Here is a 22477-nt window from a genome sequence, read left to right as displayed (position 1 = left end):
AAGCACCAACCCTGGTTGGCACATTCTCGAGGTCGACGCCGGGCAATGCCCGGCGTTTTCTTTTGCCTCGCATGGCATCATCGCCTGATGCCGCTTTCCATCTTCCTGCTGGTCCTCGCCGCCGCCGCACTGCACGCCAGCTGGAACGCGATCGTCAAACGCGGGCCGGACAAGTTCCTCGGCACGGTGCTGGTCACCGGCAGCGCTGCGCTGTTGTCTGCGCTCGTCTTGCCGTGGCTACCCTTCCCCGCCGCGGAAAGCTGGCCGTGGCTGGGCGCTTCGGTGCTGCTGCAGGTGACGTATTACGCGTTGGTCGCACGCTGCTACCAACAGGTCGACATGAGCCTGGCGTATCCGATGATGCGCGGCTGCGCGCCCATCCTCGTTGCGCTGGCCGGCGCCGTTCTCGGCGAACGCCTGCCGCCTGCAGCCTGGCTCGGTGTCCTCCTGGTGAGCGGCGGCATCCTGTGCATGGCCCGCGGCGCACGTGGCGGCCAGCTGCGCCTGCCGTTGTTGACGGCGGCAATGATCGCCACCTACACCCTGGTCGATGCGCAGGGCGCGCGACTGTCCGGCAATGCGCTGAGCTACACGTTGTGGCTGTTCCTGCTGTCGGGCATTCCGTTGCCGTTGTGGGCGCTGCATCGGCAGCGCGGTGTGCTGCTGGCGTATGCGCGCCGGCACTGGCCGCTGGGCGTGGCCGGCGGCATCGGCACCACCGCCTCGTATGCGATGGCGCTGTGGGCGATGACCCAGGTGCCGGTGGCAATGGTGTCGGCCCTGCGCGAATCGTCGATCCTGTTCGCGCTGCTGATCTCGGTGTTCCTGCTGCGCGAACGGGTACCGCGTGCGCGTTGGGTGGCTGCCGCATTGATCGTGGCTGGCGTGCTCGCGCTGCGGTTGGCCTGAGGAAAGCGTGCCAACCAAGGTTGGCAACTACCATGGCAGGCGATAGGTCGATCACAGTGGAGACCGGTTGGTAGTGCCGGCCGCTGGCCGGCAACCATTCTCCGTTACAGCGGCGGCATTGTCTCCAGCTCGCCGTCCACCAGTTCGATCGCCATCACCAGCGCATCTTCGCGCCCCTGCGCAGCAGGGTAGTAGCGGGGGCGCCGGCCGATCTCGTTGAAGCCTTCGCTGTGATACAGCGCCAGCGCCGGGGCATTGGACGGACGCACTTCCAGGAACACCCGCTGAGCGCCTCGATCACCGGCCAGGCGGACCAGCGCACGCAGCAACTGGCGGCCGAGCCCCCGCGACTGCACCAGCGGATCGATGCAGATGTTCAGCACATGGGCTTCATCGGCAGCGAGGCTGAGCACGCCATAGCCGATCAGCAGGCCATCACGCTCCATGGCCAGGCCGGGGTAACCGGCACGCAGGCAATCCAGGAAAATGCCGCGGGTCCAGGGATAGGGATAGCCACGCACTTCGATGGCCATCACCGCGTTGAGGTCGCTCTCGCGCAGCGCACGCATCGCCACCTGCCCGGGCTGGCTGACCGCACTCATGCGGTTCCGCCCTTGCGCAATGCGCGCAGTCGCGGCCACAACGCGCGCTTGGCTGCGGGGTCGCGACGCAGTTGCTCCAGCGGCCAGCTGTCCATCAGCGCCTGTGTGGCCGGGTCGTTGGGATTGCAGCCGGAAGCCCGCAACAGTGCGATCTGCAGGCGGTCGGGCAGGCGCACCAGCGGCTGCCGCGCGTTGCCGGTGGGCAGCGGACGGGCCGCAACCGGTACGGTATCCGGCGCCGCTACCGGTGCGGCAGTGCGTGGCGGCGCGCGCTCGGGCCGCGCTTCCAGCACCGGACCGCGCTGGCCGCGTTCCTGCGGCGTCGACGGGCGCGGCATGGGTGCCGGCTCGACCGCCGCAGGCATCGATGCCGTGGCTTCGGCCACGCTCAGCTGCAATGCCGCGTCCATTTCGGCGGCCAACTGGCCGTCGTGATAGACGGTGTAGCCCATGGCCTGCAGCCAGGCCTGCTGGGCCGGGGACCACAACAGGGGCAGGTCCTGGCTCACGCCGCCTCGGGCTTCTTGCGCAGGCGCTGCACGCCCCACATCACCGGGCCTGACAGGGCGTACAGGATGCCGACGACGAACAGCACGCGGGGCAGGTCGATCACCGCGATGGCGATGGCGATCGGCACCAGTGCCAGCACCAGGAACGGGACACGGTCCGAACGCGCGCCCTGCTTGGCCGGACCGCCCTTGAAGCTCCAGAAGCGGATGCGGCTGACCATCAGCAGTGCGGCGACCAGGGTCACCGCCAGCGCCACGAAGCGCAGCTCGTTGCCGTTCCAGCCCAGCGTGCCATCGGCGAAGGCCCACACGAAGGACATCATCAGGCCGGCAGCAGCCGGGCTGGCCAGGCCGACGAACCAGCGCTTGTCGACCACCGCTACCTGGGTATTGAAGCGCGCCAGGCGCAGGGCCGCGCAGGCGGCGTACAGGAACGCCACCGCCCAGCCCAGGCGACCGACCAGCTCACCGTCGTATTTCAGTTCCGACAGGGACCAGTGATACATCACCAGAGCCGGTGCCATGCCGAAGCTGACCAGATCGGCCAGCGAGTCGTACTGCACGCCGAACTCGCTGCTGGTACCGGTCAGGCGCGCGACACGGCCATCGAGACCATCCATCACCGCCGCCACGAACACGGCGATGCTGGCATTGACGAAATCCCCATTGGCCGCGGCGATGATGGCGTAGAAGCCAGAGAACAGCCCAGCCGTGGTGAACAGGTTGGGCAGCAGGTAAATCGTGCGCGAGCGCGGCGGCGGTGTGATCGGGTCCATGGAATCCAGTTTAATCGACTTGCCAGCGCTCGGCGCCAATGCTGCAATCGGCGTTCTACGCCCATTCTGCGGAGTTTGCCATGCGTGCCCTGTCCTGCCTGGGTTGCCTGCTGCTGTTGGCCAGTACCACTGCGCTGGCCGGCCCTGTCTACAAGTGGAAGGACGCCAAGGGCGTGACCCAGTATTCGGAAACGCCGCCGGCGGGGGCGAAGTACGAGACCCGTGCCCAGGCCAGGACAGCGGCGACGGACGCGGCCCCGGAGCCAGCCGCCGCGCCGGTGCCGGAACAATGCAGCACCGCCCGCGCCAACGTGACGCTGCTGGAAGGCAGTGGCCCGGTGATGCACGACACCGACGGCGACGGCAAGCCCGATACCGCGCTTACCCCCGAACAGCGCAGCGCGCAGAAGGGCCTGGCCGAGGCAGCGATCAAGGCGTACTGCCCCCCGGCGGGTTGAGGGGGATCGGCCGGGCGGCGCCCGGCACCCGCAGAGGCAACGGCCGAAGCAACTGCAACAGCCGCTTCCTGGGATGGCGGGGCGGTGTGGGTGTGCAGGACACGCCGTAAACCCATCCATGGGGGCTCGATGGCGCCATCCATGGCGCCAACGGTCCTGCACACCCACACCGCCCCGCCTTCGACAGTTTCCCGGGGCCAGTAGATCCACGCCATGCGTGGATGAATCTCCATCGAAATCGAATATTTCGAAGATTGATCGAATGAACGAAGAGCATCCACGCATGGCGTGGATCTACGTGTCGAGCAAGGTCGCCACCCACCAAGAGCAGGCCATGCCATTCCGGCAGATCGCAGAAATCTGTCGAAGGCGGGGTGGGTCCGGTTGCGGGGGCGTGAGCCGCATGGATGCGGCGACCGAGCTTACATGGACGTACTTGCAGCGGCCCCGCAACCGGACCCACCCCGCCATCCCACAGAAATCCCGCTTTTGACGCTGCCGTTGCTGTTGCTGTTTAGGTTGCCGGCCAGCGGCCGGCACTACCGCGGGTGCCGGGCGCAGCCCGGCCGATACCCCTCCTCCGGCCGGGCTGGCAGAATAGGTATCTCTGCCGTAATCCGAAGCCGACGATGCGCCTCTCCCAGTTCCACCTGCACACCACCAAGGAAACCCCCAGCGACGCCGAGCTGACCAGCCACCGGCTGATGCTGCGCGCGGGCATGATCCGCAAGCTCGCATCCGGCCTGTACACCTGGTCGCCGCTGGGCCTGCGCGTGCTGCGCAAGGTCGAACGCATCGTCCGCGAGGAAATGGACCGCGCCGGTGCCGTGGAATTCCAGATCCCGACCATCCAGCCGAAGGAACTGTGGGAGCAGACCGGCCGCTGGCAGAAATTCGGCCCGCAGCTGCTGAAGATCAAGGACCGCAAGGAACAGACCTTCTGCTACAGCCCCACCGCCGAAGAAGCGGCCTGCGATTTCGCGCGCAGCGAGCTGTCCAGCTACAAACAACTGCCGGTGAACTTCTACCAGATCCAGACCAAGTTCCGCGACGAGATCCGCCCGCGCTTCGGCGTGATGCGTGCGCGCGAGTTCCTGATGAAGGACGCCTATTCGTTCCACCTGCACGACGAAGACCTCGTGCGTGAATACGAAAACATGAAGGTGGCCTACAGCCGCATCTTCACCCGCCTGGGCCTGGACTTCCGCATGGTGCAGGCCGATTCCGGCGCGATCGGCGGTGACGCCTCGCAGGAATTCCACGTGATCGCCGACTCCGGTGAAGACGCGCTGGTGTTCTCCACCGGTTCGGACTACGCGGCCAACATGGAAGCGGCCATCGCCGCCGATCCGGCCGCGCGTGCTGCGGCCAGCGAAGCGCTGCGCAAGGTCGAGACCCCGACCCAGAAGACCTGCGAAGACGTCGCCGCGCTGCTGGGCATCGATCTGCAGCGTACGGTGAAGTCGGTGGCGCTGATCGCCGGCGAAGGCGAGGCACAACAGTTCGTGCTGGCGCTTGTACGTGGCGACCACGAGGTCAACGAAATCAAGCTGGGCAAGGTTGCTGGCCTGGACGAGCAGCGTTTTGCCAGCGAAGCAGAGATCGCCGAATACCTCGGCAGCGTGCCGGGCTTCCTCGGTCCGGTGGCACCGGCCAAGCCGATCCGCGTGGTCGCCGATCGCGAAGTGGCGGCGATGTCCGACTTCGTCGTCGGTGCCAATGAGGCCGGTTTCCACCTGGCCGGCGTCAACTGGGGTCGCGACCTGGCCGAACCGGAAGTGGCCGATATCCGCAACGTGCGCGCCGGTGATCGTGCGCTGGACGGCGGCGAACTGAAAATCGCCCGCGGCATCGAAGTCGGCCACGTGTTCCAGCTGGGGCGCACCTATGCGAAGGCACTCGATGCCACCGTGCTGGACGAGAATGGCAAGGCCGCGGTAATGACGATGGGCTGCTACGGCATCGGTATTTCGCGTGTGGTCGCTGCGGCCATCGAGCAGAACCACGATGACGCCGGCATCATCTGGCCCGACGCCATGGCGCCGTGGCAGGTGGTGGTCTGCGTGATCAACCCGAAGGGCGACGCGGGCGTGGCCGATGCAGCTGCAGCTCTGCTGCAGGAGCTGCGCGATGCCGGCCTGGATGCCGCACTGGACGACCGCGGCCTGCGCCCGGGCGCGATGTTTGCCGACATGGAACTGATCGGCATCCCGCACCGCGTGGTGGTCAGCGAGCGCGGCCTGGCCGCAGGCACCTTCGAATACCGCTCGCGTCGGGCGGCCGAAGCGGAGAGCCTGGACAAGGCCACCCTGCTGCAGCGCCTGCAGGGCTGATCGGAAAAGACCGGGGTATACCCCGGTCTTTTTTTTTTGCCGGCTGGCCGTCCCGGGAAAACCGCAACGGACATAATCCGGTCAAAATGGTCGCAACCGGGCCAACCAGCCGACAGACGGTGACTGCAACTGTTTGTGCTGGGATTAATTCATCATTACTCTGTCCTGCGACGCCACGGACCGGCTCGTCCCTGTCCCTAAATTAGTTTCTGGAGTAATCGTTGATGAGTATCGACCTGACCGGCCTGTCTGCACGTGAGCTGGGCGCATTGATCCGCACAGCCAAGAAGCAGCAGACCATCGTCGCCAAGCGTCGCCCGATCACCAAGGTGCGTGCCCAGCTGAGCAAGCTGGCCAAGACCGAGGGTTACACCATCGAGGAACTGTTCGGTGGTGAACCCGCACCGCGCGCGCGCAAGGTCGCCAAGGCCGCCAAGGCCCCGTCCAAGACCGCCGGCCGCAAGCTGGGCAAGGTTGCGCCGAAGTACCGCAACCCGGCCAACCCGAAGGAAACCTGGACCGGTCGTGGCAAGCAGCCGCGCTGGATGGCCGAGCTGACTGCCAAGGGCAGCAAGAAGCCGGAAGATTTCCTGATCAAGAAGGCCTGAGGCCAGCTGCAGCAGGAATGAAAAACGCCGGCGAAAGCCGGCGTTTTTTTTGCGGTAGCGCCGGGCCATGCCCGGCGAGCGCAGCGGTTGGTTTCCCGATCCGCCGGGCATGGCCCGGCGCTACTGCCTGGTCACAGCGTCTTGCGCGCCGGCATCAACAGGTTGCCGAACAGCAGGCCGGCGACCAGCGCCATCACCACGTTCAACACGGTCAGGAACACGCTCTGGCCGGCGCCCACGTCCTGTTGCTGGACCAGGGTCAGCACGCCGCGCAGGCTGGTGCTGCCGGGCACCATCATGATGATGCCCGGCAGGCGGATGATCGCACCGGGCCGGCCGACCACGCGCCCGAACAGGTTGCCGCCGGCCGTCAGCAGCATCGCCGACAGGAAGATGCCGGCCGGCGTACCCCAGGCATGACCACCAAATTTGGAAATCGCGTAACCGGCCACCGAGGCGGCGATCACCCACGGATAATCGCGGCGGTTGGCCTTGAACAACATTGCGAAGGCGAACGCCGCCGTCAGCAGCGAGCCCCACTCCACCCACGGCCCCTGGGGCCGCGAGGCGCGGATCATCGGGTCCAGCCCCAGCACATCGGCCAGGGTCACCGCGATCATCGCGCCGACACTGAGCTTCATGATGGTGGTCAACGCGCCGGCGAAGCGCGCGGTGCCGGAAACCCAGTGCTGGCTGGCCAGTTCATTGACCGCATTGGTCAGTGACATGCCCGGCAGCAGCACCACCAGCGAGGCGATGATCACCGTGTTGAGATTCAAGGCACCCACGAACGTGGCAACGACGGTGGCGACCAGGCCGGCCAGCAGCGCCGCCAGCGCTTCGGCCGCTTCACGGCTGGCCGGGCGCTTGTCGGTGACCATGCCGAGCAGGCCGATCAACAGGCCGATCACGCCGGCGGTGGCGATATCCAGCCACGGCAGCTTCCACATGCCCGCCACGCCGGCCGCACCGAGGGTGAAGGACAGGATGGTGCGCAGCTTGCCGCGCCGGCCCGGATCCTTGTCCAGCTGGCGCAGCGCGGTGTGGCCCTGGGCGATGCTCATGCGGCCGTTGGCCACTTCTTCGGCGATCCCGTCAGCCACGCTGAGCTTGTGCAGGTCGTTTTCGCCGGGCGCCAGCCGGATCACCCGGGTGATGTCACTGGAGCCGATGGCCTGCGCCGGATCGCTGAAACTGAGGATGATGCCGGTGGGGTTCGACCACGGTTCACAATCCAGATCGAGCTGCCGGGCCAAGGCAACCACCGCCGCTTCCAGGCGCTGGGCCGTGGTGCCGTAGCTGTGCAGGCGGCCGGCGATCTCGGAAACGAAGGCCACGCGCTGCGCGTAGGTGGCCTGGGGCGTGGGGATCGTGTGAGCGTCTGCAGACATGCGCCGTAGTATTACCTACGTCAGGCTCCGCTGGAGAAATCATCCTGGTTCGACGCGACGTGCAATTCAGAACGGTTATGCTGCGACCCGAATGGCCCCCATGACCCCGACCCACGCCCCCCAGCTCGAACAGGACGCTCAGGATCCGGGACTGATCCGGCTGTCCGGCCACTGGACCCTGAAGACCGCGCTGGCCGCGGCCGAAGTGCTGCGTGGCGTTCCGGACAAACTGACTGGCATCGACGCCACCGGCATCGAGCTGCTCGATTCGGCCGGTGTGCTGCAGGTGCTGCGCGTCGCCCATCGCGCTGACCTCGGCGAAGACGCATTGCAGTTCCGCCCGGATCACCAGGCGCTGGTGTGCACCATCGAAGAAGTGGCCGATGACCGCCCCAAGCCCAAGCGCGATTTCGGCGTACTGGCCGCACTGGAGCGGCTGGGTGTCAGCGTCCATGCCACCGGCCACAACATCAAGGCACTGTGCAGCTTCCTCGGCGAGAACCTGGTCAAGGGCGCGCGCCTGGTCAAGGAACCTCGACGTTTCCGCCTGACCGCCACCGTGCACCAGATGGAGCAGGTCGGTCTGGATGCGGTGCCGCTGGTGGCGCTGCTGTCCTATCTGGTCGGCGCGGTGATCGCCTTCCTCGGCTCGACCATCCTGCGCGACTTCGGTGCGGAGATCTATGTGGTCGAGCTGGTGAACATCGCCTTCCTGCGCGAATTTGCCGTGCTGCTGACTGCGATCGTGCTCGCCGGCCGCACCGCCAGTGCCTTCACCGCGCAGATCGGTGCGATGAAGGCACGCGAGGAAATCGATGCGATGCGCACCCTGGGGCTCGACCCCATCGACCTGCTGGTACTGCCGCGCCTGGTCGCGCTGCTGGTGACCCTGCCGCTGCTGACCTTCATCGCGATGGTCGCGGGCCTGGCCGGCGGCATCACCGTCGGCGCGTTCGACCTGGACATCCCGCCGCAGATGTACATCGCGCGCATGCACGAAACGATGGAAGTGCGGCACATGCTGGTAGGCCTGTCCAAGGCGCCGGTGTTCGCGCTGGTGATCGGCCTGATCGGCTGCCTGGAAGGCCTGAAGGTGGAAGGCACCGCGCAGTCGGTCGGCGAACGCACCACCTCAAGCGTGGTGCAGACGATCTCGCTGGTGATCATCATCGACGCCTTCGCGGCGTTGTGGTTCATGCACATGGACTGGTGACATGACTACGCATCCGGCCCCCGAAGACGTGCCCATGCAGGACGACGACGGCCACGACCTGGCCATCCGCGTGCGCGGGCTGGTCAACCGCTTTGGCAGCCAGACCGTGCATGAAGGGCTGGACCTGGACGTGCGCCGTGGCGAGATCCTTGGCGTGGTGGGCGGCTCGGGCACCGGCAAATCGGTGCTGATGCGCTCGATCCTCGGGCTGCGCGTGCCGGACGAAGGGCAGATCGAGGTGCTTGGCCGCGATGCGCGTGCCGACGATCCCGAGAGCCGCCTGCACATCGAGCGCAACACCGGCGTGCTGTTCCAGGACGGCGCCCTGTTCTCGTCGCTGACCGTCGGCGAGAACGTGCAGGTGCCACTGAAGGAACACCATCGTGAACTGCCCGAGCGCTGGCATTACGAGCTGGCCCTGCTGAAGGTGAAACTGGCCGGCCTGCCCGCCGATGCCATCAACAAGCTGCCCTCGCAGCTGTCCGGTGGCATGCGCAAGCGCGCCGGCCTGGCACGTGCGCTGGCGCTGGATCCCCCCCTGCTGTTCCTGGATGAGCCCACCGCCGGCCTGGACCCGATCGGCGCGGCCGCGTTCGACCGCCTGATCAAGACCCTGCAGGAAGCACTGGGGCTGACCGTGTTCCTGATCACCCACGACCTGGACACGCTGTATGCCATCTGCGACCGGGTGGCGGTCATCGCCGACCGCAAGGTGGTGGCCAATGCGCCGCTGCCGGACATCGAGAAACTGGATCATCCGTGGATCCAGGAATACTTCCACGGACCCCGCGCGCGCGCTGCGCGTGGCGAACAGATCGAGAGTGCCTGAGCCATGGAAACAAAAGCCAACTACGTGCTGATCGGCGCGTTCACCCTGATCACCGGCCTGGCCCTGCTGGCCTTCGGCCTGTGGGCCGCCAAGTACTCCTCCGACCGCACCTGGCAGGAATACCGGGTGGTGTTCCGCGAAGCGGTGACCGGCCTGTCGGTTGGCAGCCCGGTGCAGTACAACGGCATCGCGGTGGGTTCGATCACCGAACTGAACCTGGTACCGGATGACCCGCGCCAGGTGGTCGCGCGCATCCGCCTGAACTCGACCACGCCGGTCAAGACCGATACCCGCGCCAAGCTGGCGATCACCAGCCTGACCGGCCCGTCGATCATCCAGCTCAGCGGCGGCACGCCACAGTCGCCGGCGCTGACCACGGTCAACAAGGACCCGGCACCGATCATCCCGACCACGCCGTCGGCGCTGCAGAACATCACCGACGTGGCCAACCGCATCGTCGAGCGCATGGACCAGATCCTCAGCGACCGCAACGTCGCCTCGATCAACGCGACGCTGGCCAACCTGGAGACGATCAGCGGCGGCCTTGCCGACCGTGACCAGGGTACGCAGGCGCTGCTGCTCAGCGCGCGCGATGCAGCACGCAGTCTGGACACCACCCTGAAGACCACCAACGGCACCATCGAGCGCCTGGACAAGAACCTGGTGCAGCAGCTGCCGGGCATCATCGACAAGCTCGACGCCACCCTGGCCAAGCTTGATTCGGCCGCCGGCAATGCCGATTCGATCCTTGGCGAGAACCGCGCCGCCATCAACAGCTTCGCCAATGACGGCCTGGGCCAGCTCGGCCCGACGCTGGGTGAACTGCGTGGCCTGATCCGCGACCTGCGCCGGGTCAGCGACCGCCTCGAGAACAATCCCGCACGCTACCTGCTCGGCCGCGACGCCCCGAAGGAGTTCGAACCCAAATGAACCCGACCACCCTTCCGCGCCTGTTGCTGGCATCGTCGCTGGCCACCCTGCTGGGTGGCTGCTCGATCCTCGGCAGCGGCGACAAGAACCCCGTCACCCTGTATTCGCCGGCCGTGCAGGTCAAGGTCGACCCCAGCTGGCCGCAGGCCGACTGGCAGCTGGTGCTGGCCAAGCCCAGCGCCGCGCGCATGGTCGACAGCCCGCGCATCAACGTACGGCCGACGCCGTCGGAACTGGAGATCTACAAGGGCGCCAGCTGGGCGCAGCCGGCCACCGACATGATCGAAGACACCCTGCTGCGCGGCTTCGAGGATTCCGGCCGCATCCACGGCGTGGCCCGCGTTGCCGCCGGCATCCGCGCCGACTACAAGCTGTCCACCGACATCCGTCGCTTCGAATCGGATTACCAGGGCCAGGCAACGCCGACGGTCGTCATCGAGATCAACGCCAAGCTGATCGACGTCACCAACCAGCGCGTGGTCGCCGACCGCACCTTCCGCCAGTTGCAGCCGGTGGGCAGCACCGATGTGTCGGCAGTGGCAGCGGCGTTCGAGCGTGGCCTGCAGCAGGTGGCGCAGGACGTGGTGGGCTGGACGCTGACCAGCGGGCAGAATGACAAGCAGGCGCTGAAGCGCTGAAGTTGCCCGTTTCGCACGCCACCTGTTCCTGGTAGCGCCGGGCCATGCCCGGCGAACCCCGGTCAACGCGGATGGATCCAGCGGAACGTCAGGTTGATGCGTTCACCCTGCACCCGTGCCATCTTCGGCAGCGCGTGCTGGTAGTGGCGCTGGGTAGCGCCGCCCATCAGCAGCAGGTCGCCATGGCCCAGCAGGAATTCTGCCTTGCGCGTGGTGTCATCGCGGCGGCGCAGCAGGAAGCGCCGCGCTGCGCCGAGGCTCAACGAAGCAATCAGAGGCGCCGGCCCCAGCTCGGGCTCGTCGTCGCTGTGCCAGCCCATGTAGTCGGTGCCGCCGCGGTAGCGGTTGAGCAGTACGCTGTTGAATCGACCGACGCCCTCGGCCTGCAGCCGGTCGCGCAGCGCGGACAACCGTGGCGGCCACGGATGCGGCACGAACTCGGCACCGGAATAACGGTAGCGTGCCTGCGCATCGCCGATCCAGCAGCTCAACCGTGGTGAATCCACCCAGTGGCCGAACATGCGGATGCGGTGGGTTTCCCAGGGGATTTCCTCGGCCAATGCCTGCTGCAGGGCATCAGCTTCGGCTGCGGTCAGCCATCCGGTCAGGTGGCGGACGTCAGCGTCTGGCAGGTCGTGAGGAAACAGCATCGGGCTTCAGAGTGATGGGGCAGCGACGCGCTGCCCCGTGGATGCTCAGCGGCGCTTGAACGCAACGCCGGTCTTCTCCTTCAACTCATTCTCAGCCACGCCCGCAGCGGTCTCCACCAGCACCAGACCGTCATCGGTCACATCGAAGACCGCCAGGTCGGTGATGATGCGGTCGACCACGCCCACACCGGTCAGCGGCAGCGTGCATTCGGCCAGGATCTTGTGTTCGCCGTTCCTGGCGGTGTGCTCCATCAGCACCACCACGCGCTGCACGCCGGCCACCAGGTCCATCGCTCCGCCCATGCCCTTGACCATCTTGCCGGGCACCATCCAGTTGGCCAGGTCGCCCTTGTCAGTCACCTGCATCGCACCGAGGATGGCCAGGTTGACGTGGCCACCGCGGATCATCGCAAAGCTGTCATGGCTGCCGAAGTAGCTGGCACCTGCACGCGCGGTCACCGTCTGCTTGCCGGCATTGATCAGGTCGGCGTCCACCTCGGCCTCGGTGGGGAACGGACCGATGCCCAGCAGGCCGTTTTCCGACTGCAGCCACACGTCCACGCCTTCGGGAATGTGGTTGGCCACCAGCGTCGGCAGGCCGATGCCCAGGTTCACGTAGGCGCCATCGGTCAGCTCACGCGCAGCGCGCGCGGCCATCTCATCGCGGGTCCATGCCATGTCAGTTGCCCTCCGCACGGATGGTGCGCTGTTCGATACGTTTTTCAGGGGTGGGGTTGTGCACGATGCGGTGCACGTAGATGCCCGGCAGGTGCACCTGGTCCGGATCGATGCTGCCGACCGGCACCACCTCTTCCACTTCCACGATGCAGACCTTGCCGGCCATCGCACAGGCCGGGTTGAAGTTGCGCGCGGTCTTGCGGAACACCAGGTTGCCGGCCTCGTCGGCCTTCCAGGCCTTGACCAGGGCAACGTCGGCGCGCAGCGCGGTTTCCATCACATAGTGCTTGCCATCAAACTCGCGGGTTTCCTTGCCTTCGGCCACCACGGTGCCGTAACCGGTGGCGGTGAAGAACGCCGGAATACCCGCACCGCCTGCACGCAGGCGCTCGGCCAGGGTGCCCTGCGGATTGAACTCCAGCTCCAGCTCACCGGCGAGGAACTGCCGTTCGAATTCCTTGTTCTCGCCCACGTAGGACGAAATCATCTTGCGGATCTGCCGGGTTTCCAGCAGCTGGCCCAGGCCGAAGCCATCGACGCCGGCGTTGTTGGAGATCACGGTCAGTCCCTTGACGCCACTGTCGCGCAACGCGGCGATCAGCGCCTCCGGAATGCCGCACAGGCCGAAGCCGCCCACGGCCAGGGTCTGGCCATCGGCGACCACGCCCTGCAGCGCCTGCGCCGCAGAGGCGAAACGCTTGCTGCGCGTGCCGCTGGAAGTTGATTGCTGCATCTCTACTGCCCTACCCGGTGAGAATGCCGCCATTCTAGCGGCACACCCGTTGCCGGCTGGGATGCGCCGCAGCATGAACCGGCATGCCGGGCTGCCAATCCGTAGAATGTCCCCTTCCCGCTTGCGGTGCCCTTGGCAACGCGTGCTGTAGATGGAGAGGACAGGACCACGCATGGCCGAAGTATTCACCGGAGGGGAACTGTCCCGCTGGCTGGATGCCGGGACGCTGGAAAAGGGCAACCACCACGTGCTGGAAGTGCGCGAGCTGCGCTACCGGTCGCCGCTGCTGACCGCCCAGGTCGAGGGTCGGCAGGTGTTGATCGACCTGGATGCCAGCGCCCGCACCCCGCACAGCCCCCTGCAGAGTCGCTGCACCTGTCCGGCTGGTCCGCACTGCGAGCATGTCGCCGCGGTGTTGCTGGCTGCCCTGCAGAGCTCCCTGGAGGGTGAAGCGGGTTCGCTGCGTGCAGCCGCCGATCCGGTGCTGCCCACGCTGCGGATCCAGGCGATGACGCCGATCCTGCATCTGCACAGCATGGAATATCGGCCTGCGTGGCTCACCGAACGTGATCCCTCGCAGTGGCTCGACGTCGCCACCGTCGCGTTCGAGTACGACGAACACGTGCGTTTTCTCGACGACCCATCGCTGTTCGTGCACGACGCCGAGGGCCAGCTCTACCTGCTGCCGCGTGACCTGGCCGGGGAGGCACGGCGCGAAGCTGAACTGCACAGCGTCCACCTGCACCGCGAGCGGCAACCGCGCATCGTGCTGGACGGCGGCGGCCCGTTGTTCGAGCTGCGCAGTTTCGACTGGACCCGCTTCCTGCTGGAGGACGTGCTGCGGCTGGAAGCACTGGGCTGGAAGATCGAGACTGACGACGCCTTCCGCCACCGCATCACCCGGGTGGAAGAAATCGACCTGGATGTCCGGTCGGTGTCGGCCGACAGCAACGAGCTCGACCTGGCCCTGACCATCGACGTCGATGGCCGCAGCATTGCGCTGGTTCCGCTGCTGCAGGGCGTACTGCAGTCCGATCCGCGCTGGCTGCGCGGCCAGCTGGATGCCATTGGCGATGAAGAGAACGTATTGCTGACGACGGCAGACAACGAACGTCTCGCCCTGCGGGCAGCCCGGCTGAAGCCGGTGATCGCGCTGCTGGCGGATCTGTTCGGCGACCGTGGGCACCCGCTGCGCCTGCAGGCGCATGATCGCGGGCGCCTGCAGGCCCTGCAGGAAGCTGCGCAGTTGCGGCTGCACAGCAGCAACGATACCCGTGCGCGCGTGCAACGCCTGCTGGACGCACCGGCGATGACCGCTGTCCCAGCCCCCGAGGGCTTGCGCGCGACGCTGCGCAGCTACCAGCTCGAGGGCCTGTCCTGGCTGCAGTACCTGCGCCAGCAGGGCCTGGGCGGCGTGCTGGCCGATGACATGGGCCTGGGCAAGACACTGCAGACGCTGGCCCATCTGCTGCTGGAAAAGCAGAGTGGCCGCCTGGACAAGCCGGCGCTGGTGGTCGTGCCAACCTCATTGCTGCACAACTGGCAGAGCGAAGCGGCGCGCTTCACCCCGGATCTGCGTGTACTGACCCTGCACGGTCCCGCACGTGACACGCAGTTCGAGGCCATTGCCAGCCATGACCTGGTACTGACCACCTATCCCCTGCTGTGGCGTGACGAACAGGCACTGCAGGCACATTGTTATCACCTGCTGATCCTGGACGAGGCGCAGCAGGTGAAGAACCCCAGATCGCGTGCAGCAGCCACGCTGCGCACGCTGCAGGCGCGTCATCGCCTGTGCCTGACCGGCACCCCGCTGGAAAACCACCTGGGCGAGCTGTGGACGCAGTTCGACTTCCTGCTGCCGGGGTTGCTGGGCGGCGAAAAGCAGTTCAACCAGCATTGGCGCCATCCCATCGAGCGCGGCAGCGACCAGCGCCGTGCGCAGCTGCTGGCCCAGCGGCTGCGGCCTTTCATCCTGCGCCGGCGCAAGGACCAGGTCGCTTCCGAACTTCCTCCGAAGACGGTCATCACCCGCACCGTAGCGATGGAAGGCGCCCAGCGCGATCTGTACGAAACCGTGCGTGCGGCGATGGAAAAGCAGGTCCGCGATGCGATCAACGGCAGCGGGCTGGCGCGCAATCACATCATCGTGCTGGACGCGTTGCTGAAGCTGCGCCAGGTCTGCTGCGACCCGCGCCTGCTGCCGGGCGACACGCCGGCGCGCACTGCCGGTTCGGCCAAGCTGGACCTGCTGCGCGAGATGCTGCCGTCCATGGTCGAAGAAGGGCGGCGCATCCTGCTGTTCTCGCAGTTCACCGGCATGCTGGCCCTGATCGCGCAGGCGCTGGATGCGCTGGGCGTGGCCTACGTGACCCTGACCGGCGATACCCAGGATCGGGTCACGCCGGTGCAGCGCTTCATGCAGGGCGAGGTGCCGGTCTTCCTGATCAGCCTGAAGGCCGGTGGCGTAGGGCTGAACCTCACCGCCGCCGACACCGTCATCCACTTCGACCCCTGGTGGAACCCGGCCGCCGAGAACCAGGCCACCGATCGTGCCCACCGCATCGGCCAGGACCAGCCGGTGTTCGTCTACAAGCTGATCACCGCCGGCAGCGTCGAGGAACGGATCGCCGAGCTGCAGCAGCGCAAGGCCGACCTGGCCGATGCGATCCTGCAGGGCGGTGGCGGCACAGGCCCACGTTTCGACGCAGCCGACCTTGAGGCCCTGCTGTCTCCCCTGCCCGGCGCGCCGGGTAAACGCCCTGGCAGGGCCGGCAGACGGTCGGCGCAGGCCTGATGTGGCAGGCCAGTCATGTGGCGTTGCCTGATGGAAACGATTCCCATACAGGCCGGGAGCTACAATGAAAGGCTGAGCTCACCAAAGGACCTGATCGATGCCCCTGCCCGCCTTCAAGGCCTATGACATCCGTGGCCGCGTGCCGGAAGAACTGAACGAAGACCTGGCCCGCCGCATCGGCGTGGCCCTGGCCGCACAGCTCGCGCCAGGCCCGGTGGTCCTTGGCCATGACGTGCGCCTGACCAGCCCAGCGCTGCAGGATGCGCTGGCAGCGGGCCTGCGCGGTACCGGCCGCGAAGTGATCGACATCGGCCTGTGCGGCACCGAAGAGGTGTACTTCCAGACCGATCACCTGGGTGCGGCGGGTGGGGTGATGGTCACCGCCAGCCACAACCCGATGGACTACAACGGGATGAAGCTGGTCAAGGAGAACGCCCGCCCGATCAGCTCCGATACCGGCCTGTTCGCGATCTCCGACGCCGTGGCGGCCGACACCGCGCCTGCGCAGCCGGCAACCGCAGGCCAGCGAAGCGAGCATGACAAGGGCGCCTACATCCAGCACCTGCTTTCCTACGTGGATGCCGCCAAGCTCAAGCCACTCAAGCTGGTGGTCAACGCGGGCAACGGTGGTGCCGGTGCCGTCGTCGACCTGCTGTCACCGCATCTGCCGTTCGAGTTCATCCGCATCTGTCACGAACCCGATGGCAGCTTCCCCAACGGCATCCCCAACCCGCTGCTGCCGGAGAACCGCGAGGCGACCGCCGAGGCCGTACGCGCACATGGCGCCGACTTCGGCATCGCCTGGGATGGCGACTTCGACCGCTGCTTCTTCTTCGACCACACCGGCCGCTTCATCGAGGGCTATTACCTGGTGGGTCTGCTGGCCAAGGCGGCGCTGGACCGTAACCCGGGTGGCAAGATCGTGCATGACCCGCGCCTGGTCTGGAACACCGTGGAGATGGTCGAACAGGCGGGTGGTGTGCCGGTGCTGTGCAAGAGCGGCCATGCCTTCATCAAGGAGAAGATGCGCGCAGAGGACGCGGTGTATGGCGGCGAAATGAGTGCCCATCACTACTTCCGCGAATTCGCCTACGCCGACTCGGGCATGATCCCCTGGCTGCTGATCGCCCAGCTCATTTCCGAAAGCGGCCGTTCGCTGGCCGACTGGGTTGAAGACCGCATGGCCGCCTATCCGTGCAGTGGCGAGATCAACTTCAAGGTCAGCGATGCGAAGGCGTCCGTGGCCCGTGTGATGGAACACTTCGCCGCACAGTCGCCTGCGCTGGACCATACCGATGGCATCAGTGCCGATTTCGGTGACTGGCGCTTCAACCTGCGCAGCTCCAACACCGAGCCGCTGCTGCGCCTGAATGTGGAATCGCGAGGAGACGCCGCGCTGATGCAGGCGCGTACCGACGAGATCTCCTCCCTGCTGCAGAAATGATCAAAGGAAGGCCATGAGCAACATCCAGCCCGTCATCCTGTCCGGTGGTTCCGGCACCCGCCTGTGGCCGCTCTCGCGCGAGGCCTATCCCAAGCAGTTCCTGCCCCTGGCCGGTGAACTGACCATGCTGCAGGCCACCTGGCAGCGTGTGGCCCCGATCGCCAGCCGCGGCCCGCTGGTCATCGCCAACGAAGAACACCGTTTTGTCGCGGCCGAACAGCTGCAGCAGGTCGGCGCCGAACCGGCCGCGATCATCCTCGAGCCGGTCGGCCGCAACACCGCCCCGGCCATTGCCGTGGCCGCGCTGGAAGCCACCCGCGAGGGTGCCGACGCGCTGCTGCTGGTGCTGCCCTCCGATCACGTGATCACCAATGAGGCTGCGTTCCGCACGGCGGTCGAGGCAGCCACCAGCGCCGCCGAAGCCGGCAAGCTGGTCACCTTCGGCATCGTGCCGACCGGCCCGGAAACCGGCTATGGCTACATCAAGGCAGCCGACGGCCAGGGCGTACGCGCGGTCGAGCGCTTCGTCGAGAAGCCCGACCTGGACACCGCCACCGGCTACGTGGTCAGTGGCCAGTACTACTGGAACAGCGGCATGTTCCTGTTCAAGGCCTCACGTTATCTGCAGGAGCTGGAGCGCCTGCAGCCGGGGATGCTGTCAGCCTGCCGTCAGGCCTGGCAGAGCGCACGCCGCGATGCCGATTTCACCCGATTGGACAAGGACGCGTTCACTGCCGTGCCGTCCGATTCGATCGATTACGCCGTGATGGAAAAGACCGCCGATGCAGTGGTGGTGCCTTTGGATGCCGGCTGGAACGATGTCGGCTCCTGGACCGCACTGCGCGATGTATCGCAACAGGACGGCGATGGCAATGCGCACCAGGGTGATGTGATCGCCATCGACTGCCGCAACACCTACGCCTACAGCCAACGCCTGGTGGCGATGGTCGGGCTGGATGATGTGATCGTGGTCGAGACCGACGACGCGGTGCTGGTCGGCAACGCCGACCGCATGCAGGAGGTCAAGACCGTAGTAGCGCAGTTGAAGGCCGGCGGCCGCAGCGAAGCGACCTGGCACCGCAAGGTCTACCGCCCGTGGGGCGCCTACGATTCAATCGACAACGGCGAGCGTTTCCAGGTCAAGCGGATCACGGTAAAGCCGGGCGGTACACTGAGCCTGCAGATGCATCATCACCGTGCCGAGCACTGGATCGTGGTCAGCGGCACCGCCGAAGTCACCCGTGGCGACGAGGTGATCCTGCTGAGCGAAAACCAGAGCACCTACATCCCGCTGGGCGTGACCCATCGCCTGCGCAACCCCGGCAAGCTGCCGCTGGAACTGATCGAAGTGCAGTCCGGCAGTTACCTCGGCGAAGACGACATCGTGCGTTTCGAGGATACCTACGGGCGCAGTTGACCCGGAACCCGCTGCATTCCGGGTAGCGCCGGCCCATGGCCGGCGAGCGCAGCGGTAATGTGCATCCGCCGGGCATGGCCCGGCGCTACCGCGTCAGCGGGCCATTTCAGCCATGACCCGCTTCAGGCCATCCTGCCACGTCGGCAGATCGATGCCGAAATCCTGCTGCAGCCTGCGGTTGTCCAGCACCGACCATGCCGGGCGCTTGGCCGGGGTCGGGTATTCGGAACTGGGGATGGCTTCAACCGACGGCACCTTGGCCAGCACGCCCGTCGCCAGCGCTTCAGCGAAAATCGCTTCGGCAAACCCATGCCAGCTGGTCTGGCCCGACGCCGTCAGATGCCAGGTTCCCGACAGCGCGCCCGGATGCTGCAGCGCCTGCACGGTGACATCCGCGATCAATGCCGCCGGCGTCGGCGTGCCGATCTGGTCGGCCACCACACGCAGCTGATCGCGCTCCGCGCCCACCCGCAGCATCGTGCGCAGGAAGTTTGCGCCGTGCGAGGCATACACCCACGCCGTGCGGAAGATCAGATGACGGCCGCCCGCAGCGCGCACGGCGTCTTCGCCATCACGCTTGCTGGTGCCATAAACCCCCAGCGGCGCGGTCGGTTCATCCTCGCGGTACGGGGCCGTGCCCTGGCCATCGAATACGTAGTCGGTGGAGTAATGCACGAAGGGCACGCCATGGGCCGCACACCAGCGCGCGATCACGCCCGGAGCCTGCGCGTTGGCCGCGAACGCGGCCTCCACGTCCTGCTCGGCGCGATCCACGGCGGTGTAGGCCGCAGCGTTCACTACCAGCGACGGCTGCAGCCGGTCCAGCAGCGCCGGCAAGCTGTCCGGCTGGCCGAAATCGGCGGTTTCGCAGGCGCTGCCATCGGGCAGGACACCGCTGCGTGTGGTCGCGACCACCTTGCCCAGCGGTGCCAGCGCGCGCAGCAGTTCCTGGCCGACCTGGCCGTTGCCGCCGAAGACCAGAACGGTCATGGCACGTAGACCGGCAGGCGGTCTTCAGCAATGTCCTTCAGGAAGGGCGCGTTCTCGTCCTTGGCCGACAGCGTCGGTGCACTGACCGGCCAGTCCACGGCAATGTCGGCATCGTTCCAGCGCACGCCGGCATCGAAGTCCTTGAGGTACACCTCGGTGCACAGATAGCTGAACACCGCGCGCTCGGACAGCACGGCGAAACCGTGCGCAAAGCCTTCCGGAATCCAGAACTGCTTCTTGTTCTCCGCGCTCAGCACCACCGCTTCCCACTGGCCGAACGTCGGCGAGCCGCGACGGATGTCGACGGCCACGTCATAGACCTCGCCTTCCAGCACGCTGACCAGCTTGCCCTGTGGACGCGGCCACTGGTAGTGCAGGCCACGCAGAACGCCTTTGGCGGACGTGGAAACGTTGCTCTGCACGAAGCGGTCGGGCAGGCCCAGCGCGGCGAAGCGCTCGGCGTTCCAGGTTTCGAAGAAGTATCCGCGGGCGTCGCCGAATACCGCCGGCTCGATCACCACGCAGCCGGGCAACTTGGTTTCGATCACTTTCACGGAACAACTCCACGCAGGGCGAGCGTATGCAGGTACTGGCCATAGCCATTCTTGATCAGCGGTGCCGCCAGCGCCTCCAGCTGCTCGGCGTTGATCCAGCCTTGGCCGAAAGCGATTTCTTCCGGGCAGCAGACCTGCAGGCCCTGGCGGGTCTGGATCGTCTCGATGAAGTTGGACGCTTCCAGCAGCGACTGGTGGGTGCCGGTGTCGAGCCATGCATAACCGCGACCCAGCGCTTCCAGGTGCAGATTGCCCTCCTGCAGGTAGCGCTTGTTGAGATCGGTGATCTCCAGCTCGCCACGCGGCGACGGCGTGAGCTCGGCCGCGTAATCGCTGGCCTTGCCGTCGTAGAAATACAGGCCGGTGACCGCATAGTTCGAACGCGGATTCTCCGGCTTCTCGACCAGGCCGATCACCTTGCCGCTCTTGTCGAACTCGGCAACGCCATAGCGCTCCGGATCATTGACCCAATAACCGAACACGGTCGAACCATCCACGCGCTCGTCGGCGCGCCTGAGCACTTCACGCAGACCGTGGCCATGGAAGATGTTGTCGCCCAGCACCAGGCAGCTAGGCTTGCCGGCCACGAAATCGCGACCGATCAGGTAGGCCTGGGCCAGCCCGTCCGGGCTGGGCTGCACGGCGTACTGGATGTCCATGCCCCACTGAGAACCATCGCCCAGCAACTGCTGGAACAACGCCTGCTCGTGCGGGGTGTTGATGATCAGCACTTCGCGGATGCCCGCCAGCATCAGTACGCTGAGCGGGTAGTAGATCATCGGCTTGTCGTACACCGGCAGCAGCTGCTTGCTGACGCCCTTGGTGATCGGATACAGCCGGGTGCCGGAACCGCCGGCGAGAATGATGCCCTTGCGTTGGGTCATGTCGTGTCCTTTGTTCAGGCCGCGGTGCCGATGCGCTGCAGGCGGTAGCTGCCGTCGAGCACACCGTTTACCCACTCCTGGTTGTCCAGGTACCAGTCGACGGTGAAGGTGATGCCCTGCTCGAAGGTGTAGGCCGGTTCCCAGCCCAGATCGTTCTTCAGCTTGGAGGCATCGATCGCATAGCGGCGGTCATGGCCGGGGCGGTCGGTGACATAGGTGATCTGGCTGCTGCGCGGCTGGCCGTCCGCACGCGGGCGACGCTGGTCCAGCAGCGCGCAGATTGCCTGCACCACTTCAATGTTCTGCTTTTCCGAATTGCCGCCTACGTTGTAGGTCTCGCCCACCTGGCCCTTGGCCAGTACGGTGCGGATCGCTTCGCAGTGGTCAGACACGAACAGCCAGTCACGCACCTGCTTGCCATCGCCGTACACCGGCAGCGGCTCACCGGCCAGTGCCTTGGCGATCACCAGCGGGATCAACTTCTCCGGGAAGTGATACGGACCGTAGTTGTTGGAGCAGTTGGTGGTCAGCACCGGCAGCCCGTAGGTGTGGTGGAACGCACGCACCAGGTGGTCCGACGCAGCCTTGGACGCCGAATACGGCGAATTGGGCGCATACGGGGTGGTTTCGCTGAACTTGCCGGTCTCACCCAGGGTCCCGTAGACCTCGTCGGTGGAGACATGCAGGAAGCGGAAGGCCGCACCCTGTTCGGCCGGCAGCGCCTTCCAGTAGTCACGGACCGCTTCGAGCAGGCCGAGGGTACCGACCACATTGGTCTGGATGAACGCACCCGGGCCGTCAATGGAGCGGTCGACGTGGCTCTCGGCAGCGAAATTCAGCACCGCGTCCGGCTGGTGCTCGGCCAGCAGGCGGGCGACCAGGGCCTGGTCGCCGATGTCACCCTGGACGAACACGTGGTTGGGATTGCCGTCCAGGCTGGACAGGGTCTTCAGGTTGCCGGCGTAGGTCAGCACATCGAGGTTGATGACCTTGACGCCGCGTGCGACGGCCTCGAGAACGAAGTTACCGCCAATGAATCCGGCGCCGCCGGTGACAAGCCATGTGGGCACTACCTGTTCTCCTGATCGAAATTCATCCAAGGAGCACCCTCAGGCGCTCCGGCACAGCGGCACA

Annotated in this window: 22 protein-coding genes; 11 read left to right on the top strand and 11 right to left on the bottom strand. The window is 66.4% G+C overall.

Annotated elements, in window-relative coordinates; all coding sequences use genetic code 11:
• Positions 1 to 87 precede the first annotated feature (87 nt).
• Positions 88 to 909 (top strand): EamA family transporter, encoded by an 822-nt coding sequence (locus tag D0Y85_RS02950; RefSeq protein ID WP_117309487.1) that lies wholly within the window; start codon positions 88 to 90, stop codon positions 907 to 909.
• Between the two features lie 104 nt (positions 910 to 1013).
• On the opposite strand, the gene rimI is transcribed toward D0Y85_RS02950, so the two are convergent.
• From rimI to pssA, 3 genes are read right to left on the bottom strand one after another with little or no spacing between them, the layout of a single operon-like run.
• Positions 1014 to 1511 (bottom strand): ribosomal protein S18-alanine N-acetyltransferase, encoded by a 498-nt coding sequence (gene rimI / locus D0Y85_RS02945; RefSeq protein WP_117309486.1) that lies wholly within the window; start codon positions 1509 to 1511, stop codon positions 1014 to 1016.
• Positions 1508 to 2020 carry a hypothetical protein gene (locus tag D0Y85_RS02940; protein ID WP_117309485.1) on the bottom strand — a complete coding sequence of 171 codons (513 nt, stop codon included), beginning with the start codon at positions 2018 to 2020 and terminating at the stop codon, positions 1508 to 1510. The genes rimI and D0Y85_RS02940 overlap by 4 nt, the downstream gene beginning before the upstream one ends.
• Positions 2017 to 2796 carry a CDP-diacylglycerol--serine O-phosphatidyltransferase gene (pssA, locus tag D0Y85_RS02935; protein WP_117309484.1) on the bottom strand — a complete coding sequence of 260 codons (780 nt, stop codon included), beginning with the start codon at positions 2794 to 2796 and terminating at the stop codon, positions 2017 to 2019. The genes D0Y85_RS02940 and pssA overlap by 4 nt, the downstream gene beginning before the upstream one ends.
• A gap of 80 nt (positions 2797 to 2876) precedes the next feature.
• Between pssA and D0Y85_RS02930 the strand changes: the two genes are divergently transcribed.
• The 3 genes from D0Y85_RS02930 (at position 2877) to D0Y85_RS02915 (ending at position 6195) form a co-directional block, all read left to right on the top strand.
• Positions 2877 to 3254: a DUF4124 domain-containing protein gene (locus D0Y85_RS02930; RefSeq protein ID WP_117311834.1), complete on the top strand. Its 378-nt coding sequence runs from the start codon at positions 2877 to 2879 to the stop codon at positions 3252 to 3254.
• Positions 3255 to 3883: 629 nt separating this feature from the next.
• Entirely contained in the window at positions 3884 to 5587 is a 1704-nt protein-coding gene (locus tag D0Y85_RS02920) for a proline--tRNA ligase (RefSeq protein ID WP_025878494.1), read from the top strand.
• A gap of 224 nt (positions 5588 to 5811) precedes the next feature.
• Positions 5812 to 6195: an H-NS histone family protein gene (locus D0Y85_RS02915; RefSeq protein WP_117309482.1), complete on the top strand. Its 384-nt coding sequence runs from the start codon at positions 5812 to 5814 to the stop codon at positions 6193 to 6195.
• Between the two features lie 131 nt (positions 6196 to 6326).
• Here the strand turns inward: D0Y85_RS02915 and D0Y85_RS02910 are convergent, their stop codons facing one another.
• Positions 6327 to 7586, bottom strand: coding sequence for a threonine/serine exporter family protein (locus tag D0Y85_RS02910; protein WP_025878492.1), 1260 nt, complete (start codon positions 7584 to 7586; stop codon positions 6327 to 6329).
• 91 nt (positions 7587 to 7677) lie between these two features.
• Between D0Y85_RS02910 and D0Y85_RS02905 the strand changes: the two genes are divergently transcribed.
• From D0Y85_RS02905 to D0Y85_RS02890, 4 genes are read left to right on the top strand one after another with little or no spacing between them, the layout of a single operon-like run.
• Complete coding sequence (locus tag D0Y85_RS02905; RefSeq protein WP_205420725.1) at positions 7678 to 8799, top strand: ABC transporter permease; 1122 nt, start codon at positions 7678 to 7680, stop codon at positions 8797 to 8799.
• Position 8800: 1 nt separating this feature from the next.
• Positions 8801 to 9628, top strand: a complete 828-nt coding sequence (locus D0Y85_RS02900; protein ID WP_117309480.1) for an ABC transporter ATP-binding protein — start codon at positions 8801 to 8803, stop codon at positions 9626 to 9628.
• Positions 9629 to 9631: 3 nt separating this feature from the next.
• Positions 9632 to 10558 carry an MlaD family protein gene (locus tag D0Y85_RS02895; protein ID WP_093818830.1) on the top strand — a complete coding sequence of 309 codons (927 nt, stop codon included), beginning with the start codon at positions 9632 to 9634 and terminating at the stop codon, positions 10556 to 10558.
• Positions 10555 to 11196, top strand: a complete 642-nt coding sequence (locus tag D0Y85_RS02890; protein ID WP_117309479.1) for an ABC-type transport auxiliary lipoprotein family protein — start codon at positions 10555 to 10557, stop codon at positions 11194 to 11196. Before D0Y85_RS02895 ends, D0Y85_RS02890 begins: the two co-directional genes overlap by 4 nt.
• 62 nt (positions 11197 to 11258) lie before the next feature.
• Here D0Y85_RS02890 and D0Y85_RS02885 read toward each other — a convergent pair whose 3' ends face one another.
• The 3 genes from D0Y85_RS02885 to D0Y85_RS02875 are packed head-to-tail and all read right to left on the bottom strand — an operon-like array spanning position 11259 to position 13257.
• Positions 11259 to 11846 carry an alpha-ketoglutarate-dependent dioxygenase AlkB gene (locus D0Y85_RS02885; RefSeq protein ID WP_117309478.1) on the bottom strand — a complete coding sequence of 196 codons (588 nt, stop codon included), beginning with the start codon at positions 11844 to 11846 and terminating at the stop codon, positions 11259 to 11261.
• A 45-nt stretch (positions 11847 to 11891) separates the two neighbouring features.
• Positions 11892 to 12524 carry a CoA transferase subunit B gene (locus D0Y85_RS02880; RefSeq protein WP_117309477.1) on the bottom strand — a complete coding sequence of 211 codons (633 nt, stop codon included), beginning with the start codon at positions 12522 to 12524 and terminating at the stop codon, positions 11892 to 11894.
• Position 12525: 1 nt separating this feature from the next.
• A complete protein-coding gene (locus D0Y85_RS02875) occupies positions 12526 to 13257 on the bottom strand; it encodes a CoA transferase subunit A (RefSeq protein ID WP_117309476.1) in 732 nt (243 codons plus the stop codon).
• Between the two features lie 172 nt (positions 13258 to 13429).
• Here D0Y85_RS02875 and D0Y85_RS02870 point away from each other — a divergent pair, with 172 nt between their 5' ends.
• The 3 genes from D0Y85_RS02870 to D0Y85_RS02860 all read left to right on the top strand — a co-directional run bounded on the left by D0Y85_RS02870 (position 13430) and on the right by D0Y85_RS02860 (position 18915).
• A complete protein-coding gene (locus D0Y85_RS02870) occupies positions 13430 to 16054 on the top strand; it encodes a DEAD/DEAH box helicase (RefSeq protein WP_117309475.1) in 2625 nt (874 codons plus the stop codon).
• 97 nt (positions 16055 to 16151) lie between these two features.
• Entirely contained in the window at positions 16152 to 17498 is a 1347-nt protein-coding gene (locus D0Y85_RS02865) for a phosphomannomutase (RefSeq protein ID WP_117309474.1), read from the top strand.
• A gap of 13 nt (positions 17499 to 17511) precedes the next feature.
• Positions 17512 to 18915: a mannose-1-phosphate guanylyltransferase/mannose-6-phosphate isomerase gene (locus tag D0Y85_RS02860; protein WP_117309473.1), complete on the top strand. Its 1404-nt coding sequence runs from the start codon at positions 17512 to 17514 to the stop codon at positions 18913 to 18915.
• 93 nt (positions 18916 to 19008) lie between these two features.
• On the opposite strand, the gene rfbD is transcribed toward D0Y85_RS02860, so the two are convergent.
• From rfbD to rfbB, 4 genes are read right to left on the bottom strand one after another with little or no spacing between them, the layout of a single operon-like run.
• Positions 19009 to 19905, bottom strand: coding sequence for a dTDP-4-dehydrorhamnose reductase (gene rfbD / locus D0Y85_RS02855; RefSeq protein WP_117309472.1), 897 nt, complete (start codon positions 19903 to 19905; stop codon positions 19009 to 19011).
• A complete protein-coding gene (gene rfbC / locus D0Y85_RS02850; RefSeq protein WP_061480210.1) occupies positions 19902 to 20459 on the bottom strand; it encodes a dTDP-4-dehydrorhamnose 3,5-epimerase in 558 nt (185 codons plus the stop codon). The genes rfbD and rfbC overlap by 4 nt, the downstream gene beginning before the upstream one ends.
• Complete coding sequence (rfbA, locus tag D0Y85_RS02845; RefSeq protein WP_117309471.1) at positions 20456 to 21343, bottom strand: glucose-1-phosphate thymidylyltransferase RfbA; 888 nt, start codon at positions 21341 to 21343, stop codon at positions 20456 to 20458. The genes rfbC and rfbA overlap by 4 nt, the downstream gene beginning before the upstream one ends.
• Positions 21344 to 21357: 14 nt before the next feature.
• Positions 21358 to 22413, bottom strand: a complete 1056-nt coding sequence (rfbB, locus tag D0Y85_RS02840; protein ID WP_117309470.1) for a dTDP-glucose 4,6-dehydratase — start codon at positions 22411 to 22413, stop codon at positions 21358 to 21360.
• Positions 22414 to 22477: the final 64 nt, after the last annotated feature.

Source organism: Stenotrophomonas sp. G4, assembly GCF_003428825.1.
Classification (GTDB): Bacteria; Pseudomonadota; Gammaproteobacteria; order Xanthomonadales; family Xanthomonadaceae; genus Stenotrophomonas; species Stenotrophomonas indicatrix.
The sequence above is the reverse complement of the archived record's forward strand: the minus strand, read 5'-3'. Positions and strand labels throughout refer to the sequence as shown.